This is a genomic window from Colwellia sp. D2M02 (assembly GCF_018860755.1).
Lineage (GTDB): Bacteria > Pseudomonadota > Gammaproteobacteria > Enterobacterales > Alteromonadaceae > Colwellia > Colwellia asteriadis.
Genome location: NZ_JAHKPW010000058.1, coordinates 149,714 through 168,760 on the forward strand (window position 1 = coordinate 149,714; position 19,047 = coordinate 168,760).

Sequence of the window (19,047 nt, forward strand, 5' to 3'; positions counted from 1 at the left end):
TTCAGAAAAATAATTTTTGCTGATATTTCAATTTGTTAAATATCTCTTAAACCCAGTTCAGGTTAAGTAACCTGTTTTTTAGAATTTAATAGCTACCGTCTTTCATTTTAGTTTAATCGTTATTACGAAGCACAAGGAAGATTATGAGTCATAAAAATATACTATTAATCACTAGCGTTATTGGCATGTTAGCCACAGGCTTTAGTGCTAGCTCAGCAGCCAATTACACCAAACGTGATGGCAAGTGGGAAAGCTCTTTTGCGCTTTTGAGTAGTCAATCAACTTCTATAGATGGGCAAAACGGTAGTGGTGTTGAAATTGATAGCGATGTTGGTTGGGGCTTTACCTTAGGTTATAACCTCAATCCACACATTTTATTAAATTTTGAATTTTCAGCGTTGACGCCTAAGTATGATGCTACTTTCGTTGATGATGGCGGGAGCCCTTATAACGTTAATCATGAAATGGATGTGATGCAAAGTCAGTTTAATGTGGTGTATCACTTTATGACTGAGCGTTTTACACCGTTTGTTCAAGCAGGTGTTGGTTGGAGTTACCTTGATAGTAATATCGCTAAGGGGCCACCAAACTCTATTTGTTGGTGGGATCCGTGGTGGGGTTACGTCTGCGATAGCTACCAAAACACTTTTAACGATACTCGCTTTTCTTACAATGTTGCCGCAGGCGTACGTTACGAGTTAGATAACAGCATGTTCTTTCGTGCTAGTTATCAGCAAAGCTGGATTGACTTAAGTAGTTCTGATAATGCAAATTTAGGCATATTTCACCTTGAATTTGGTTCAATGTTTTAAACGATTTACTTTATCGTTTTCATCGAAAAACCTAAATAAACGTAAGTTATTTAGGTTTTTTGTTTTTTAGGTAAGGTCTTTTTATTATTGAACCGTACTATGCCTGTATTTGTTACGTGTATTTGTTGGTTTACTAAGTTGTTAACAGCTATACATGTTAATAGCACTGAGGTATATTCTGTTGAGTTTTTGTTCTTTTAGGTGCTTGGTGTGAAAGAAAAGTCTACGTCATTTGATATTGCTTATAGAGCAGGTGTTTCTCAATCAACGGTCTCTAGGGCATTACGTAATAGCCCCTTGGTTAATGCCGCGACGCGCAGTAAAATCCAAGCGATAGCAAAAGAGTTAAATTATAAGGTTGATAAAAATGCCAGTAATTTACGCTCTCAGCAAAGTGATACCATTGCGTTATTATTGTTTGAGGATCCGACTAATGACGACTCAGCAATAAACCCATTTTTCTTATCTATGCTTGGTAGCATTACACGTGCTTGTGCAAGTAAAGGATATGATCTACTTGTTTCTTTTCAGCAAGCCAGTGAAGATTGGCACGCCGATTTTGAAGACAGTAATAAAGCTGATGGACTTATTTTACTTGGCTATGGCGACTATGTTGATTACGAAGAAAAATTGGTCAAACTGCTTGACCAAGGTACTCATTTTGTTCGTTGGGGCGCTGAAGTTAAGCATTTACCCATTATTTCTGTAGGCTGCGATAACTTCACTGGTGGCAAAGAAATTACTGAGCATATAATTAAACTCGGCAGAAAAAGCTTTGCGTTTTTAGGCAGTGCTTCAAGTCATGCTCCAGAGTTTTTTGAGCGTTATAAAGGTCACTGTCAGGCATTAAAAGCACATCAGTTGACGGTAAACCCAGCGCTGCAATTTAATGCTATGTATACTGAAGAGTCTGGCTATCAAGCCGCTTGTCGATTGATTAATAGCGGTGAAAGTTTTGATGCTATTTGCGCTGCTTGTGATTTGATTGCAGTTGGTGCAATGCGTGCTTTACAGGAGCATGGTTTTAAAATTCCGGAGCAAGTTTCTGTGGTTGGCTTTGATGATATCGCGATAGCGAGTTTTACCTTTCCACCCTTAACAACGGTTAAGCAAGATACTAAGCTGGCAGGAGAGTTACTGGTAAATACATTGTTGAGTTTGATTCATGGTGAAGAGGCGAGTACGACGCTAATTCCTCCTGAGCTGGTAATGCGAAAGTCTTGTGCTAGTTAACCTGAGCTCGGCTTAATAAATGTTTCTCTTAAACCTAAAAAGCCAAGTAACTATATAAAATAGCCCTTGGCTTTATAAGCATCGATGATTGGTGCTTGCCCACACCTGAGTGTTTATGTTTGTTCAGCAGTTTCTTTTACAAAATAAACGGATAATGCGGCAAGTAACATCGAAACGCCTGCGAGCATCATGATATAAATGGCTTGATTATCAAAAACTGTTGTTAGTATCCAACCAGCTAAAATACCTGAAACTATCTGCGGCGCAGCAATACTAAAGTTAAATATTCCCATATAAACCCCAGTTTGCTTCACTGGCAGCGAGCCCGCTAAAATAGCATAAGGCATTGCTAATATAGCTGCCCATGCAATGCCAATACCTATCATAGGTAGTAGCAATAATACGGCACCATGAGGTACTGATATTTGGGTAATACCTAAGTTAACTAAAACGAGTTCAGGGCTTTGTAATAATATAATACTTAAATAGCCTATAGCGCCTGCTAGCAGTGATAAACTATATGTTAACTTTCTACCAATAGCATTAGCCACTTTAGCCATAAAGAGTGACGCTATTGCTGCAAATAATGAATAAGCAGCAAAAATAATACCGACCCAGTCGCCAGCGGCTCCTTTCGCTTGAGCAATATTGGTTGGTATTACGCCGATACTATTTAAATAGGTAGGATCAAACCATTTTGCCTCTACTCCCCAAATATGCTGAGTTATTGCTGGCATGGTATAAACCCACATAATGAAAAGCGCAAACCAAGAGAAAAACTGCACTAAAGCTAGCTGCTTCATAGTGCTTGGCATGGTTTTCATTAATGAGAAAAATCCTAATAATTTCTCAAATAGTGACAAGGGTTTTACTTGTGTTTCTATTGGCGCTAAACCATGAGTACCAGGGGCATACTCTTTGGTACGTAATACGGTCCACAATACTGAACCCAACATAACACTGGCGCCTAAATAAAACGCCCAAATTACCGAAGGGGCAACGTTGCCAGCACTAGCGGTATTTTCTAAACCAACAACATTGGTGAGTACAAAAGGTAATATTGACCCAAAGACAGCGCCTAAATTAATTAAAAATGACTGTATTGAGTAACCAATATTTCGCTGCTGAGCAGGTACCATATCAGAAACTAAAGCTCTAAATGGTTGAAAAGCTAGGTTAAAAGAAGCATCCATCACTGCTAGCATCATAGCGCCAAACAATAAAGGTGTTATAAAGCTGGCGAGTGTTGCTGAATTTGGCATTAGTAACATACCAATAGCTGCGGCAATACCACCGGCCAAAATATAAGGGTTACGGCGACCTAGTCGGTTCCACGTTTTATCCGAAGCAGCGCCAACAATTGGTTGAATAATCAAACCCATAATTGGGGCTACTAGCCAAAATAGTGATAATGAATGTAGATCAGCCCCTAAGTCAGATAATATGCGGCTCGCATTAGCATTTTGTAATGCAAAGCCAAACTGTACACCGAGAAAGCCAAAGCTTACATTCCAAATTTGCCAAAAACTTAGGCGGGGCTTGTGTTGGTTATTAATGTTGCTCATTTAAGGCACTCTTTATTATAATTTTCGCTGAGAAATTTGAAAAAACACATTATTACTGGGAGAGTAATAATGTGTTACACCAAGAGATGTCAAATAACGTGTGTTGTGCTGTTGGTTGAGCTTTAATATACGCACTTTGTCGTTTTAGCTCTAGCGCTTACATACGTATTCAGGATGTTACATTTCACCTTGTAAAATTACTGCAGCGGCGCCAAGTAAGCCTGGTTGTTCTTCGGTTATTACGTAGGTTGGCGCTTGCTCGGTAATATATGATAAACGGCCCTTAGTCTCAAAGCGTTCCCTAAAGTCACTATTTTTTAAGTAGTCGATAAAGCGAGGGACAATACCTCCAGCAATATAAACACCACCTTGACTATCCATAATCAGAGCAAGGTTACCAGCAAAGCTCCCTAATACATTGCAAAAAAGGGTAAGTGACTGCTCGCAAACTTCGCAGCTTTTATCGATAGCTTTACTGGTAATATCTTTAGCGGATAGCTTCTCTTTTACTGTGGTGATTTCTTTGCCTTGTGTTATCCATAACAGGGCTTGATAAATTTGTTCTAAGCCAAAACCTGACAGTAATTGCTCGTATGAAACACGTTTTTTTATCTGTTGAATAAAGTTAAGTACTTTTTGTTCGGTGTCATTGATAGGGGCAAAGTCAATATGTCCTCCCTCACCGCTAAAGCAATGCCATTGTGTATCACCAGCAGCCTTAATAGGCACCAAATTAGCGACTCCTAAACCTGTGCCAGGGCCGCATACCGCTATCGGTTTACCTGCAACGGTAGCACCACCGCCAATTTTAACTTTTTGTTGTTCTGACAATAACGGAATAGCCATAGCGATTGCGGTATAGTCATTAATAAAACGTAAGCTGTTTAGGTTTAGCGTTTCTTTAAGGTTTTTTTGTGAAAACTGCCAAGGTAAGTTTGTCATGCTAATTAAGTCATTATCTACTGGGCAAGCAATAGCCAAACAAGCATTAACACGAAAGGAAGCTAATTGTTTCTCTTCAATATAGTGCTTTAGTACCTCAGTGAGGCTATCAAAAGCTTCGCATTGGTAAGTTTCAATGTGAGATATTTTTACTTTCATGGCAGCGCTAGCATCTGGTGTTGCGAGTGCAAGGCGAATATTAGTACCACCAATATCGGCAATAAGATTAACCGTATTGTTATTGTTAGCTTGTTGAGTAGTTTTCATAAGTTGCTTATCGTTAAAGTATAATGATTAATTTTTTGTCATTTAAAGTAAAGTTAGCGTTGCTGGTTGATGTTGCCAGCTGAACTTTACCGTTAATGTTTTGTTTTTTTCATGCCAAACGCTGTTAGTAATGGCGCTATTGTTTAAATGAATCGCTGTTGGCGGCTTTTGCCAATTATGGATCACCATTGTGATAATGCGCTCTTGTGGCATACCTTGATAACCAAAACCGCTATTGATTTTGTTCAGTGAACTATTGAGGCTATTAAGCTGATTTTTACGAGAGAGCTTAATAGTAAGTTTTTGCGCTTTTTGTTCAGCCTCAAATTGCAGTAATTCAAATAAACCTTTATCCATAGCGTGTGCAGTTTTTCCGTCATCTTCATACATCTCATAGCGAGCGGAAGTTACAGATGAATCCGCATAATAGTGTAAGTTTAGTCTGCTGTGCTGATAATCTTCAGTTGACTGAATTGCATCAACCATAGGAATAAAAGAACCCGCTCGCACTAACACCGGTAAGGTATTGATATCGGTGGCAAGGGTTATGGTCTGTTTTCCTTGGTATTTAGGGCTTGGTTTGTGCTCTGCTGGAAAGTATTCAAACCAAACGCCAGCAGGTAAGTCGACTTCAATATGCTTAACGTCAGGATTAACGACTGGGGTCACTAAAAAAGCATCGCCCCATAGGTAGCTGTGCTTATTGTCTATGAGGCTTATGTCTGCCTCGTCTTCAAAAAACAGTGGGCGCATTAGCGGCATGCCAGTGCGACTATTTTGATACGCTAAGCTATAGTTGTAAGGCAGTAGTTGATACCTGAGTTTGATAAATTTTCGTAAAATATCTTGGGTATTTTTATCATGAAAGACTACTTCTGCAGCAATGTTATCCTGTGCATGGGGGCGATAAATAGGTTGGAAAACACCGTATTGTAACCAACGAATGTATAACTGCTTATCAAAGCTTTCCCCGCCAGCAAAGCCCCCTAAATCAGAGTGAGTATAGGCCATGCCTAATATACCCATTTGTAAACTTAACTCAACTTGTGGCTTTAATCCGCCCCAAGAACGACTAACATCACCTGTCCATGGGATCATCCCGTAGCGTTGTGAGCCCGAAAACCCTGAACGCATTAAAATAAAAGGTCGCTCGTTAGGGTTAATGGCTAATTGGTTATTATAAACCATTTTAGCCCACTGATGGCCGTAAGCATTATGAATAGCATCACCATTAACCACACTGTTATCGCTTAAGGTATGTAAGGTGTCACTTGGATGCACTTCAGGCTCGCCTAAGTCGCCCCACCAGCCAGTCACGCCTTGTTGGTATAAATCGGTATAAATATTATTAAACCATTGTTGACCTTGGTTACTAAAAACATCGACTAAACCGGTGTTTCCAAAATAAAAGTCGAAGCGCTTAGGGCCTCCATCAGCATTTTTCGCTAACGCTTGTTGCTCGCTTGCTTCTTGCCATTTACTTGATGTAGTTAAAACAAAAGGCTCAGTAATTAAAACGGTTTTCACCCCTTGTGCTTTAATATCTATCATCATTTTTTGGGGCGTAGGAAAAGTGTCTTTATCCCAAGCTAAGTTACCCATATGCCCTTTAATATCTTTACCAAACCAATATAAATCGAGTACGAGTGCATCAAGAGGAATGTCTAAATCAACAAATTTTTTTACCGTGCCTCTCACTTGCTGTTCGTTGCGGTAACCAAAACGAGAAGCAAAATTTCCTAATGTCCAACGGGCAGGTAGCGGCTGTTTTCCTGTGACATTCACATAGTTATTAATTAACTCAGGGTAGGTTTCTCCGGCAAAAACAAGGTATGCCATACGACCAGAAACGGCTGAAAATTGCATAATGTTTTGCTCAGCATTTGCTAGGTCTAAGTAGCCTTTGGCTGAATTATCAAATAAGACAATGTACTTGTTACTCGACATAACTGCGGGTAAGCCAAAATTCATTTGGCTTGATTCGGTGGTATAGCCATAGTGGGCTTTATTATATAAAGGCATAGCATGGCCACGCCTATTCATACCAAGAACGCGCTCGCCACCACCGAGTAGTTTTTCGGTATCGTCAAGGTGAAAACGAAAGCCTTGTACTGCAATATTTTGCTCATTTTCCTTAACTGAACCGCTAAAGTAACCAGACTCCTCCGCTAAGAGTAGTTTACTTGGTTGTTGGTTATTTTGCTGATAGTAACGGATGGCAAAAGGTGACTTTTGAATAACAGCGGTTAACTGCTTCGTTGTAAAGGTGAGTTGCTCTTGGCTGTCTTTGGTACTAAAACTAGATTTTGGCGCTTGCTCTTTTATAGCAAAAGAGGGGAGTTGCTGCGCAGGAAATTTTGATTGCTCTATTTGATATACCACTTCTACCGCACCGCTGTAATTGCTTAAGCTGACACGACCTAGCTTAGTATTAATGACTAGACTATTATTTTTTATTTCGTGACTAAGGTAGTGGTTATTATTAAGAGACTCGCTCGCGAGTACTTCATTGACGCTGCCTGATGTAAGAATACATAAAACAGATAACAGGCATAGCGATAAATTTTTAAATAATAGAGAACGCAAAGTAATACCTTAAGTGAGAGTGGTAATTGGTCAGTATTCAAGATGATAACCTTAGTATTGTCTTGCCAGCATCTTGAATACGTATGCAAGTCATATTAAGTATTAGCGAAAAAATTACATACGTATGTAATTTTTTATAAAGCCTATACATACGTATGCAGAGACTATTACCTACGTTTTTAATTGCGTATTCTTATTTGAAAGAATTATTCCGTGTTGATGGCACTTTTTACAAGCAATAGGCTTAAGTGGCTCAATTGGCGCAAATGTTGAGGTTTTCAAATGAGTGAACAAATGTGGTGGCGTGGTGCAGTTATTTATCAAATTTATCCGCGTAGCTTCTGTGATGCTAATCAAGACGGCATTGGTGATCTTCCTGGTATTATTAGCAAGTTAGATTATATTGCCAGTTTAGGGGTTGATGCTATTTGGATTTCGCCATTTTTTAAGTCGCCAATGAAAGACTTTGGTTACGATATTAGCGATTATCGTGATATCGATCCTATTTTTGGTACTTTAGCTGACTTTGATGAGTTAGTTGCCAAGGCGCATGAGCGCGGTATTAAGATTATGATTGATCAAGTACTTAGCCATACCTCAGACCAGCATCAGTGGTTTATTGACTCAAGAGAAGATCAAACTAACGATAAAGCTGACTGGTATGTATGGAGCGATGCTTCTCCAGACGGCACAGCACCTAATAACTGGCTTTCTATTTTTGGTGGTTGTGGTTGGACATGGGATCCTCGTCGCCAGCAATACTATTTACATAACTTTTTATCGAGTCAACCTGATCTTAACTTTCATAATGATGAGGTAAGAAAAGCGGTATTAGACAATATTGAATTTTGGCTAAAGCGCGGTGTTGATGGCTTTCGACTTGATGCGATTAATTTTTGCTATCACGATGCTCAGTTACGAGATAACCCGGCAAAACCAAAAGAGTTGAGAACGAATATTGGTTTTGATGAGAAAAATCCTTATGCCTACCAGTATCACTATTACAACAACACCCAAGATGAAAACTTAGGCTTTATGGAAGATATTCGACGTTTACTTAATAAGTATCCGGGTAGCGTTGCCTTAGGTGAAATATCGTCAGAAGACTCACTAAAAACCATGGCTGAATATACGCAAGGTAACGAGCGTTTACATATGGGCTATAGCTTTGACTTACTTACCGATAACTTTAGCGCAAGTTATATCAAACAAGTAGTTGAAACTCTTGAGGCGCGAGTTGCCGATGGTTGGCCTTGTTGGGCCATTTCAAACCATGATGTGCAACGTGTAGTCACTCGCTGGGGAGGCTACAAAAGTAAAACCTTTGCTAAAATGTTGTTTGCCATGATTGCTTCTTTACGCGGTAGTATTTGTAGTTACCAAGGTGAAGAGCTGGGCTTAATAGAAGCCGATATTGCGTTTGAAGATATTCAAGACCCTTACGGGATTACTTTCTGGCCACAATTTAAAGGCCGAGATGGTTGTCGTACTCCGCATCCATGGCAGCATGACTTAGCTAATGGCGGCTTTAGTGAGGCTAAACCTTGGTTGCCGGTATCGAAAGACCACGTAGCTAATGCGGTTGACTTACAAGAAGAAGATATTGATTCAGTGCTAAATAGCTATCGACACTTCAATCGCTGGCGCAAGCAACAGCCAGCGTTATGTTACGGTGATATTAGTTTTATTAACACAGCAGAGCCTTTGTTAACTTTTGTTCGCCATTATCAAGGTGAGCAGTTATTAGTTTGTTTTAACTTCAGTGAGCAAGAGCAAAAAGTCGATATTTCACAATTTAATGCTTTATGTGAACTTGACATTAATACCGAAAACTTAAATGAAGTAAAAGGTCATAAACTGGCGGTAGCCACTCTTACTAATAACATTCTGCTAATACCTGCGTTTGGTTGTTTTTATGGCAAATTAAACACTGTAAACAAAGCGAGTAGCTGATGAAAAGTAATCTGGCAAAGATAATACGTAGAGTAAATCCTGCTCTGAGCAAAGCTGGTTTAGTGTTAGCTTTTAGCTTTAGCGTTAGCGCTTTGACATTAGCAGCGAACCTTACTACTGATACAAGTGTTGACAGCAGCTCTAACCACAATCAATTGTCCGTAGCTACTAGCACTTTGGTCGCTAAAGCTAAAGATCTTCGCCCTTATCAAGAACGCGACTTTCAAGATGAGGTGTTTTACTTTGTGTTACCCGATCGCTTTTATAATGGCGATGCGGCTAATGATTTTGGTGCATCACTTAGCGATACTCAGCGTGCTTTATCACGTGGTGGTTTTGATCCAACGCATAAAGGCATGTATCACGGCGGTGATTTAATCGGCTTAACTGAAAAGTTACCCTATCTTGATAACATGGGTATTAGCGCTATTTGGTTAACGCCTATTTTGCGTAATCGCGCTGTTCAGGCGGGTACCTCAGGTTATCATGGCTATTGGATTTTAGACTTTACTGAAATTGACCCTCACCTAGGCAGTAATGCCGAATTAAAGCATTTTATTGACCAAGCTCACCAACGCAATATTAAAGTTTTTTTTGATATTATTACTAATCACACCGCTGACGTGATTAAGTATGAAGAGTGTCATGGTAAAGCTGGAAATGCTTGGTTAGTAAAAGGCGACGACTGTCCTTTTAAGTCAAGTGAACAACTCGCACAGGGCGAACGTTACACACCGTTAATTCCACTGGGTGAAGAAGCGATTAAATCACCTACATGGTTAAATGATCTTAAGTATTACCATAACCAAGGGGATTCATTTTGGCAGGGTGAGAGTGCGGTTCGTGGTGATTTTGCTGGTCTTGATGATTTATATACTCAACATCCGCAGGTTGTTGCTGGCATGATTGATATTTATAAAAATATTATTGATGAATTTAAACCTGATGGCTTTCGTATTGATACGGTAAAACACGTTAATATTGAGTTTTGGCAAGCGTTTTCACCTGCACTAATGCAACACGCTAAAGCGCAAGGGATTAAAAACTTCTTCATGTTTGGCGAAGTGTATAGTTTTGAACCTGAGCTTTTAAGCCGTTTTACCACCGAAGCGAAAATTCCCTCGGTACTTGATTTTGCTTTTCAAGGCGCAATGGAAAAAACGCTAGTGCAGCAACAAGGCACCGATGTTTTAGCAAAATTATTTGCTCAAGATCACCTTTATCAAAGTAACAACAGTAATGCTAATCAGTTGGTTAACTTTACGGGTAATCATGACATGGGGCGTTTTGCCTATATGCTCAAAAATAGCCCGAAAAATTACAGTGAAGCTGCGCAAATAGAGCGTAACTTACTTGCCCACGCGATGATGTTTTTTAGCCGTGGTGTGCCAGTAATTTATTATGGCGACGAACAGGGCTTTGTCGGAGATGGTGGTGATCAAGCTTCTCGCCAAGATATGATGCCCTCAAAAGTAGCGAGTTATAATGATGATGATTTATTAGCAACGGATAACAGCACTGCCGATAATAACTTTGATGTTAGTCACCCCTTCTATCAGCGCTTTAGTGAATATGCTGCGTTATACCAGCAATATCCTGCATTACGTTTTGGTCAACAAGAGGTTGTTTATGCTCAAGATAGTGCCGGTATTTTTGCGATAACCCGAGACTATCAAGTAACTGAGAATAGTGATAAAAAGTCACAAAAGTTGTTAGTTGTTTTTAATACCGCGACACAAGCTCAACCTCTGACCAAGGTTATGAAGCAAAGTGATGTTCAGCTAATTTATCGTTCAGTGAATAGTGGTAGTTCAGATGAAATTGCAGCGTTGAGCTTTGCTATTTACCAACTTTAATCATAGCCCAGCAAATCTAATCACAGCCCACCGAAAAATAGCTTGCGCGCATAATGTTACGCTCAAGCTATTTCTACTTGTTTATAAAAAACTGCTCTATCTTAGATGTTATTTGTTAATATAGTGTTGATTCTCACACAAATTAAGATCTGTTTAGCTGTCTAATCATGCCTGTAGCTTCAATAGAAGTTAGTGGCGAAAGCATAATAGTCTTAAATATAAGTATTAATAAAAAGGATAGAAGATGAAAAAGCTTATTGGCCTTTGCTGTGTTTTACTCTGTCAGTTTGCCTCTGCGCAACAAGGCTATTACCGCTCGCCAACATTACAAGGTGATAATGTTGTATTTACTGCTGAGGGTGACTTATGGCATTACTCCTTAAAAAACTCCTCGGCTAAACGTTTAACTACTCATCCTGCTGAAGAAAAACAAGCGCGTATTTCTGCCGATGGTCAATGGCTTGCCTTTACTGCCAACTATGAAGGCTCAACGGAAGTTTACGTTATTGCACTTGCCGGCGGTGTAGCGAAGCGCGTTACTTTTGAAAACAGCAATGTGCGTTTGCAAGGTTGGCACAGTGACGGCAGTATTTTATATGCAACGAATAGCCGTGTTGGACCAACAGGGAACTGGACTTTAAAAACCGTTAATCCTGAAACATTTCAAACAAGCTTTATTCCGTTAGCCGACGCCATTGAAGGCAGTATTGATGAAAAAAACAATACGCTATTTTTTACGCAATTTGGCTTACAAGTCTCTTCTGATAACGCTAAAATTTATCGCGGTGGTGCCCAAGGTGAGTTATGGCGCTTTCAATTAGAGGGTAATAAAGAAGCAAAACTGTTGACCAGTAAACATCATGGCGATGTTCGTCAGCCTATGTATTTTGACAATAACGTCTATTTCATTAGTGATGCCAGCGGTGCTGATAATATTTGGCAAATGAATACCCGCGGTGAAAAATTAAAACAAGTTACTCATTTTAAAGAGTGGCCAGTTCGTTCTGCTGGACTTGATGAAAACCGTATTATTTTTCAACAAGGGGCTGATTTAAAAATATTGGATTTAGCTTCTAAAAACGTTACAACTCTTGATATTCAGTTGAGCTCTGATTTACCTAACTTGAGAGAGAAGTGGGTAAATAAGCCACTAAAACACTTAACCTCGGCAACCATTTCATCATTACCTAAAGTGGCCATTACCGCGCGTGGTAAAGTTGCGATAGCCAGTACTGATAAATCACGTTTAATCGAAGTGTTTACCCCACCAACGTCACGAACGCGCAATGCTATTTTAAGCCATGACGGACAATGGGTTTACGCCATCAATGATAGTAGCGGTGAGTTAGAAATCTGGCAGTTTGCTGCTGATGGCTCAGACAATGCTAAACAGTTAACTAATGATGGTAATATTTTCCGCTGGAATATGCACTTATCGCCTGACGGAAAGAAAATTGCGCATGATGATAAGGCCGGTAATTTATGGTTACTTGATATAGATTCAGGTGAAAATAAAAAACTACTTGAGAACAATGACGGCTTAAGCCCTTTTCAAGATGTGGTGTGGTCAAGTGACAGTCATTATTTAGCGTTAACTCGCTCAAAACAAAAAGATCAACGTAGTCGCATTGAACTTTTTAGTATTGCTGACAATAAAGGTAAGTTACTTACCACAGATAAATATAATGCTTATTCGCCGGCGTTTAGCCCAGATGGTCAGTGGTTATATTTTCTCTCAGACAGACATTTTAACGCGACACCATCATCACCTTGGGGTGACAGAGTGATGGGAGCAGTTTTTGATCGTCGCAGCCAAATTTTTGCTTACCCGTTAACGGCAAATGCACAATTTCCATTCCAGCCAAATAATGAATTGTTAGCGGCACAAGCACGCAGTGATAAAGAAGCAAAAGAGCAAGCGAAAGCAGACTCAAAAAGTAAAGATAGCTCTGTAACAACAGCGCAAGAACAGTTAAGTTGGGAATTACTGGGTGAAACATTATGGCAAGTACCCGTACCGTCAGGTAACTTTAATAAGCTATCAGTTACGGATAAACATTTATATCTATTAGACCGGGCTACGGGGGCAGGTAATAGCCCGAGCTTACATGCAATTGAAATAAAAACTGACGCTAAACTTAAGTCTTTAGTGAAGGACATTGCCGACTACCAATTAACAGCAGACAACAAACAAGTTTTTGTTCGTAAAGCTAAAAGTAATCAAATGTTGATTGTTGACGCTAATGGTAACTTCCCTGCTAAAACCGCAGGTTTGACTGTGGATACTGCTAGCTGGCAGTTACTGATTAACCCTCAACAAGAGTGGCAGCAAATTTTTCATGATGCGTGGTTAATGCATCGTGATTTCTTATATGATGCCAATATGCGCGGCCTTGATTGGCAGGCTGTAAAAGCCAAATATGAGCCATTATTAAATCGCTTAACCGACCGTCACGAGCTTAACGATATTTTTAAGCAAATGATGGGTGAGTTAAACGCTCTTCACTCGCAAGTGCGTGGTGGCGATTATGCCAAAGACAACAGCGCCGCTAAAACCGCAACATTGGGAGCAGCCCTTAAACAAACAGCCGCTGGCGTTATAGTTGAGCATATTTATCAAACCGACTCAGAATTACCTTTGATGAACTCGCCATTAAACCAGCCTGGCGTAGATGTTAATAATAACGACATTATTGAAAGTATTAATGGTCGTAAAGTTACCAATATTGCTCAAGTGAACGCTGCTTTACGCAATCAAACGGGTAAGCAAGTATTATTAGCGCTAATACGTGGTGATAATGTGCATAAAACCGTTGTTGTCCCTGTAAGTACCCGCAAAGATTATCAATTGCGTTATCAGGATTGGGTTAACTATAACCAAACTAAGGTCAGTGCTAACAATACTAATATAGGTTACTTACATTTACATGCCATGGGCGGTAATGATATTGCCAGTTTTGCGCGTGAGTTTTATCATCAAATTAATAAAGAGGGTTTGATTATTGATGTTCGCCGTAATCGTGGTGGTAATATTGATAGTTGGATTATTGAAAAGCTGTTACGACGAGTATGGATGTTTTGGCAGTCGCCTATTGGTGAGCCAAGCACTAACATGCAGCAAACCTTTAGAGGCCACTTAGTGGTATTAGCCGATCAAATGACCTACTCCGATGGTGAAACCTTTACTGCGGGTATTATCGCTAATAAGCTTGCTCCTGTTATTGGTAAACAAACAGCGGGTGCTGGTGTTTGGTTACGTGGTGCTAATCAACAATCTGATGGCGGTATGGCAAGAGTGGCAGAGTTTCCTGTGTATGCGATGGATGGACGCTGGATTGTTGAAGGGCATGGCGTTAAACCAACAATTGAGGTGGATAACTTACCTCATGAAACCTTTAACGGTAAAGATGCTCAATTAGAAGCTGCGCTTAAGTATTTAAACAAAAAGCTTAAAAAGCAGCCGATAAGAAAAATGCAACCTAAAGCTTTTCCACCAGTTGATCAGCCGGCAGATGATATTGTTAAATAACAGCTAAAGTTAATTCATACTTGGTGTGAATTCCATTACATTGAAAAGCCAGCTTTGCTGGCTTTTTTATGGCTGTTTTTTAGCTGGCTTTTAGCTAGCTATTAACTAATCACTAACTAATTCTTAACGGTTTCTACTATACGGCGAATGCTTTAATGCAATTTCTTCCCTCATTTTTTGCTTGGTAAAGTGCGGTATCTGCCCGTTCAATCCATGAGGCAATGTCATCATTGGCTGTTGATTGCGAAACACCAACACTAATTGTTAAGTGTATGTTTAATTCAAAGGCTGTTTCATCAACGGCTTTGACTAGGCGCTGTGCTAAAGCAATCGAGTCAACTTTGGTGGTTTTAGGTAATAATACAATAAACTCCTCGCCACCCCATCTGGCCGCGATATCCCCAGCACGTAATACTTGAGATAGCACGGTTGAAAATTGCTGAAGCACTTTATCTCCCACATTATGACCATGTTCATCATTAATTTTCTTAAAAAAATCAAGGTCAATCATCATAATTGCAGAAATACATTGATGCCTAAGTACATTATTAAAGTGGTCTTTTACCGTCGACATAAAATAGTGTCGGTTATATAAATTGGTCAAATTATCGTGAAATGAACGATATTCAAGGTTTTTATTAGCTTTGGTTAATTCTTCTTTTATTTTTTCAAGCTCTTGGTTTTTATCATGTAATGCTGCGAACACTTTCATGTTAACCAGACTCCGCCATAAAAAAATAAAGAAGATAATGGCGGCGCTAGCGGTAAGGTAATACAGTAATGTGTTGTCTGTTTGTTTCACTATTTTTACGTTGGTCCATTTATTTAAAATAGTGTTGTGTTGTTTACTGGTGATTTGATCGATGGCTTGGTTAAAAGCTGGGATTAAGTGGGCATTCGCTTTGGTAAAACCAATACGTAGTTGGTCTTGTAAGGAAATCCAGCCATTAATTTTTAGCGTTTCTAGCTCTAGTTGATTAATTGTTAAATTAATGGAATAGAGAGAGCCAGCATAAACATCGATTTCGCCTTGCTCTACCGCTTTTAAACCTTGGGCTTCTGAGTCCATTATTTTTAATTTCATTTCAGGGTAATTGCGCGGAATCTCTTCCAGCAATCGATAACCAGAAACTACGCCTAAAGTCATATCTCCTATTGCAGGTAACCCTTGCATAAAAGGGATGTTTGGTTTACTTACCAAAACATTAGGACCGAAAAAATAAGGCATAGAAAAAGAGAGGAATTTTTCACGCTCAGTGGTTCTGTTAAGCATTAAGGTTAAATCACAAGCGTTTGATTGAAGTTGTTCTATGGTTTGATGCCATGAGGGGCTTGGCTTTATCGTGAAAGAGTAGGGGGTTAACTGTTTGAATATTTCAAGGTAATCGCTAGCAATACCAGTATGTTGACCATTAATAACGCCTTCGAAAGGCATCCAGTCAGGGTCTACGCAAAAGGTTAACTGCTGGTTTTTTTCTTGAGCGAAAGCGCCAAAAACACAGAGCAAGGCTAATGACAATGTAAAGCCTCTTAACACTTGTATGGCAAATGTTAAGTGCTGTTTAATAATACCTGTAGCGTAATACCTATTGAACAACTTCCTGCTACCTTGTGGTTTAGCATAATTATGTCGGGGGTAGTATTTAGTATAGAGCAGATTATTATTTATACGACTTTTACGAGGGGCAATATTTAGGGGGTTGCTACTTACTCACTCAGTTAGCGTTTATTAGTGTAAAGTAGACGTAGATAACATCAGTATTTATCTACGTCATCGTTTTATTTTTTCATTCAGTTAATTTGTTAAGCTAAGTTAAGCTAATCTAAGTTAAGCTAATCTAAGTTAAGTTAAGTTAAGTTAACAAATCAATTGCTTACCTTGATGCGTTCAATCAGGGGCTCTGGTTGTGTTGACGATTCATCCATCAAATAATCTAATTGCACTAATAAGTTTTTAGTTACTTTATTACTCGCTTTATAGCGCCACTGTTTTAAAGCCGTTACCGCTGTTTTATCAAAAACATAAGCAGGTTTAGCATTCACCACTTCAACATTCGTCACACTACCGTTTTCAAGCACATCAAACTTTAATACCACCGAGCCTTCAGTACCAGCTTTAGCGGCTTCAATAGGATATTTAGGTTCAATGCGATGGGTTGGCTGTACTTCAAATTGTTTGTGGTCTTGTTTTTGTGCCTCCTTTAATTGGCTACTGGCATAGGTAACCCCAGCCACTAATGATGTTGATAGTAATGTTACTAGTGCTAACATGGCGACTTTACTGATAGGCTTTTTATGGTCCATTTTTTTGATTTGTTCGATACGATTAAACATAAAAGATTGTTCTCCATTGTGTTTGAAACTCATTAATGTAAAGGCATTAGGCGGTGAGGTTTCAGCCGCTACTACTAAGGCTTTACAATATTCGATCCTGGACTGAGTCTGTTTTCGCGATAAAACAAATTGATCGCAGGCATGCTCTTGATCTTGGCGAAATGCTGCATAAGCTCGCCAAGCTAGCGGATGAAACCAAAATAACGCTAAGAGCAAAAGCGCGACTTGGTTCGCCCACATATGGTGGTGAGAAAAATGACAAACTTCATGAGCAATAATCAGCTGTTGCTGCTCTGGGGTATAAAGTTCGTTAAAATCCTCAGGAATAACTAAGATTTGCTTAAACAACCCCATTAACATTGGACTATGAACATGGCTACTTTGCGCAAGTGTCAAAGAGTTAGTGCTGCGGTTGAGTTTTTTAATTTCTTGAGTAAACGCATGATGGCTTGCTGGTTTGAGCATTAACTTTTTTTGATAATCAACATGCAAGGTTAACCAATAACCTGCGAGCATAGAAAAGCCCAGTAGCCAAATACTAAAAAGTGTTAACTCAATTGAGACATTATGGCTCAAGTGTTGGTTAATCGTTAAGGTTGGCTTAACGATGTAAGCCTGTATTGAGTTATGGGTAAAGCTATCGTTAAAGCCATAACCTCCAAAGCGAATAACCTCGTTGATAATACTTGCAGCAATAGGCGTAAGCGTAATAACTAAGCATAAAGGCAGTAATAGCCATAAGCGATAGCTGTTTTTGGCATCAGTGTTTTGCCTCAACGATTGACGAATCATTAAAATAAACATAAGAATGCATGTTAGAGGTAATAACGCGTTGACTAATAAAGCTACTAAGTCGCTAATCATTATTTTTTTCCCAGTCAGAAATCAGTGCTTTAAGTGCGGCGACATCTTCTTTGTTCAAATCATTCTGTTTCGCAAAGTTAGCCACTAAAGGCGTTATTTTTCCGCTAAACATTCGCTCGATAAAGCTCTGACTCTCTTTTAGGGTGTAAGCATCACGCTCGACTAACGGTGAATATAAATAATGGCGCTGTTGCTTTTCAAAGCTAATCGCTTGTTTTTTTACTAAGCGATTGAGTAAAGTTTTTACGGTTTTTTCATGCCATTCTTTATGTTGATTTAAGCGTGCAATAATCTCATTAGCGCTGGCAGGTGCTTGTTGCCACAGTGCATCGAGTACTTCAAATTCAGCATTACTAATTTCGGTCATAACAACTCCTATAACTTTTGATTACAAATGTAATTTATCCTTATAGATTACATCCGTAATTCTTTGTGTCAAGTTATTATTGCTGCATCATCACAATCATTCTCTATAGCAGAGTTTTAAAGAGCGTAACGCTGAGCGTTAGGGTAACAATATCAATATTTGATAATTTTCCACCCTCATATATTGCATGTAAACGATAATGATTGTTATTAACCTTCTTTACTGGTAGCATCCTGCTCCTTTTTAGAAACAGATGGGTGTACATTGGAAAGATATTACACTGAGGTTTTAAGCTTTATCTCTCGCTCAGTGGGCTGTCGTAGTAAAGCAGAAAACATAGTACAAGAAGCTTATGCTCGTTTACTTAGTCGCCGTATTAAACAAGAACAGCCTGATGATAATCACCAACGGGCACTGTTTTTCACGACGGCAAAAAATATTGTGATTGATAACTACCGTCGCAATAAAAAATTTGTTGAGCCTGAAGAACGTGAACTTATAGCGCCATGCGATTATGAGCCAGAAGCAAAATTAGCGAGTCAACAACAGCTCAATTTGCTTTATACTTGCATTGAAAAGTTACCACTGAAAACCAAACAAGCCTTTGTCTTATATAAGTTTAAAAACTTAAGCTACCAAGAGGTTGCTGAACAAATGGCTATTTCAGTGAGTATGGTTGAAAAACATTTAGCGACGGCCATGCTTGCATGTCGTGATGTATTAAAAAAATAAGTACGAG

Annotated in this window: 12 protein-coding genes; 6 read left to right on the plus strand and 6 right to left on the minus strand. The window is 39.3% G+C overall.

Annotated features, from left to right (window positions below; genetic code table 11):
* The first annotated feature begins 143 nt into the window (after positions 1-143).
* Positions 144-812 carry an outer membrane beta-barrel protein gene (locus tag KO495_RS10170; RefSeq protein WP_215980291.1) on the plus strand — a complete coding sequence of 223 codons (669 nt, stop codon included), beginning with the start codon at positions 144-146 and terminating at the stop codon, positions 810-812.
* A gap of 210 nt (positions 813-1,022) precedes the next feature.
* Positions 1,023-2,045 carry a LacI family DNA-binding transcriptional regulator gene (locus tag KO495_RS10175; RefSeq protein WP_215980292.1) on the plus strand — a complete coding sequence of 341 codons (1,023 nt, stop codon included), beginning with the start codon at positions 1,023-1,025 and terminating at the stop codon, positions 2,043-2,045.
* 113 nt (positions 2,046-2,158) lie between these two features.
* Here KO495_RS10175 and KO495_RS10180 read toward each other — a convergent pair whose 3' ends face one another.
* The 3 genes from KO495_RS10180 to KO495_RS10190 all read right to left on the minus strand — a co-directional run bounded on the left by KO495_RS10180 (position 2,159) and on the right by KO495_RS10190 (position 7,405).
* Entirely contained in the window at positions 2,159-3,610 is a 1,452-nt protein-coding gene (locus KO495_RS10180; RefSeq protein WP_215980293.1) for an MFS transporter, read from the minus strand.
* Between the two features lie 177 nt (positions 3,611-3,787).
* Positions 3,788-4,819: a glucokinase gene (locus tag KO495_RS10185; protein ID WP_215980294.1), complete on the minus strand. Its 1,032-nt coding sequence runs from the start codon at positions 4,817-4,819 to the stop codon at positions 3,788-3,790.
* A 42-nt stretch (positions 4,820-4,861) separates the two neighbouring features.
* Positions 4,862-7,405, minus strand: a complete 2,544-nt coding sequence (locus KO495_RS10190; protein WP_354668382.1) for a TIM-barrel domain-containing protein — start codon at positions 7,403-7,405, stop codon at positions 4,862-4,864.
* Positions 7,406-7,687: 282 nt separating this feature from the next.
* Between KO495_RS10190 and KO495_RS10195 the strand changes: the two genes are divergently transcribed.
* The 3 genes from KO495_RS10195 (at position 7,688) to KO495_RS10205 (ending at position 14,743) form a co-directional block, all read left to right on the plus strand.
* Positions 7,688-9,358, plus strand: coding sequence for an alpha-glucosidase family protein (locus tag KO495_RS10195; protein ID WP_215980295.1), 1,671 nt, complete (start codon positions 7,688-7,690; stop codon positions 9,356-9,358).
* The gene (locus KO495_RS10200) at positions 9,358-11,214 is read left to right on the plus strand and encodes an alpha-amylase family glycosyl hydrolase (protein WP_215980296.1); all 1,857 of its coding nucleotides are present in this window, start codon (positions 9,358-9,360) and stop codon (positions 11,212-11,214) included. The genes KO495_RS10195 and KO495_RS10200 overlap by 1 nt, the downstream gene beginning before the upstream one ends.
* A gap of 244 nt (positions 11,215-11,458) precedes the next feature.
* On the plus strand, positions 11,459-14,743 hold the full coding sequence (locus tag KO495_RS10205) for a S41 family peptidase (protein WP_215980297.1): 3,285 nt from the start codon (positions 11,459-11,461) through the stop codon (positions 14,741-14,743).
* A gap of 136 nt (positions 14,744-14,879) precedes the next feature.
* On the opposite strand, the gene KO495_RS10210 is transcribed toward KO495_RS10205, so the two are convergent.
* The 3 genes from KO495_RS10210 to KO495_RS10220 all read right to left on the minus strand — a co-directional run bounded on the left by KO495_RS10210 (position 14,880) and on the right by KO495_RS10220 (position 18,308).
* Positions 14,880-16,340: a diguanylate cyclase gene (locus KO495_RS10210; RefSeq protein WP_215980298.1), complete on the minus strand. Its 1,461-nt coding sequence runs from the start codon at positions 16,338-16,340 to the stop codon at positions 14,880-14,882.
* A gap of 269 nt (positions 16,341-16,609) precedes the next feature.
* The gene (locus KO495_RS10215; RefSeq protein ID WP_289847617.1) at positions 16,610-17,941 is read right to left on the minus strand and encodes a M56 family metallopeptidase; all 1,332 of its coding nucleotides are present in this window, start codon (positions 17,939-17,941) and stop codon (positions 16,610-16,612) included.
* Entirely contained in the window at positions 17,934-18,308 is a 375-nt protein-coding gene (locus tag KO495_RS10220; protein WP_215980300.1) for a BlaI/MecI/CopY family transcriptional regulator, read from the minus strand. The genes KO495_RS10215 and KO495_RS10220 overlap by 8 nt, the downstream gene beginning before the upstream one ends.
* A 264-nt stretch (positions 18,309-18,572) precedes the next feature.
* Here KO495_RS10220 and KO495_RS10225 point away from each other — a divergent pair, with 264 nt between their 5' ends.
* Positions 18,573-19,040 carry a sigma-70 family RNA polymerase sigma factor gene (locus KO495_RS10225; protein ID WP_215980301.1) on the plus strand — a complete coding sequence of 156 codons (468 nt, stop codon included), beginning with the start codon at positions 18,573-18,575 and terminating at the stop codon, positions 19,038-19,040.
* Positions 19,041-19,047: the final 7 nt, after the last annotated feature.

What these genes read in the sequence shown, in the direction of transcription:
- KO495_RS10200 (WP_215980296.1), top strand. Translation starts at nt 9,358, where the DNA reads ATGAAAAGTAATCTGGCAAAGATAATACGTAGAGTAAATCCTGCTCTG.
- KO495_RS10170 (WP_215980291.1), top strand. Translation starts at nt 144, where the DNA reads ATGAGTCATAAAAATATACTATTAATCACTAGCGTTATTGGCATGTTA.
- KO495_RS10185 (WP_215980294.1), bottom strand. Translation starts at nt 4,819, where the DNA reads ATGAAAACTACTCAACAAGCTAACAATAACAATACGGTTAATCTTATT.
- KO495_RS10215 (WP_289847617.1), bottom strand. Translation starts at nt 17,941, where the DNA reads ATGATTAGCGACTTAGTAGCTTTATTAGTCAACGCGTTATTACCTCTA.
- KO495_RS10180 (WP_215980293.1), bottom strand. Translation starts at nt 3,610, where the DNA reads ATGAGCAACATTAATAACCAACACAAGCCCCGCCTAAGTTTTTGGCAA.
- KO495_RS10195 (WP_215980295.1), top strand. Translation starts at nt 7,688, where the DNA reads ATGAGTGAACAAATGTGGTGGCGTGGTGCAGTTATTTATCAAATTTAT.
- KO495_RS10220 (WP_215980300.1), bottom strand. Translation starts at nt 18,308, where the DNA reads ATGACCGAAATTAGTAATGCTGAATTTGAAGTACTCGATGCACTGTGG.
- KO495_RS10205 (WP_215980297.1), top strand. Translation starts at nt 11,459, where the DNA reads ATGAAAAAGCTTATTGGCCTTTGCTGTGTTTTACTCTGTCAGTTTGCC.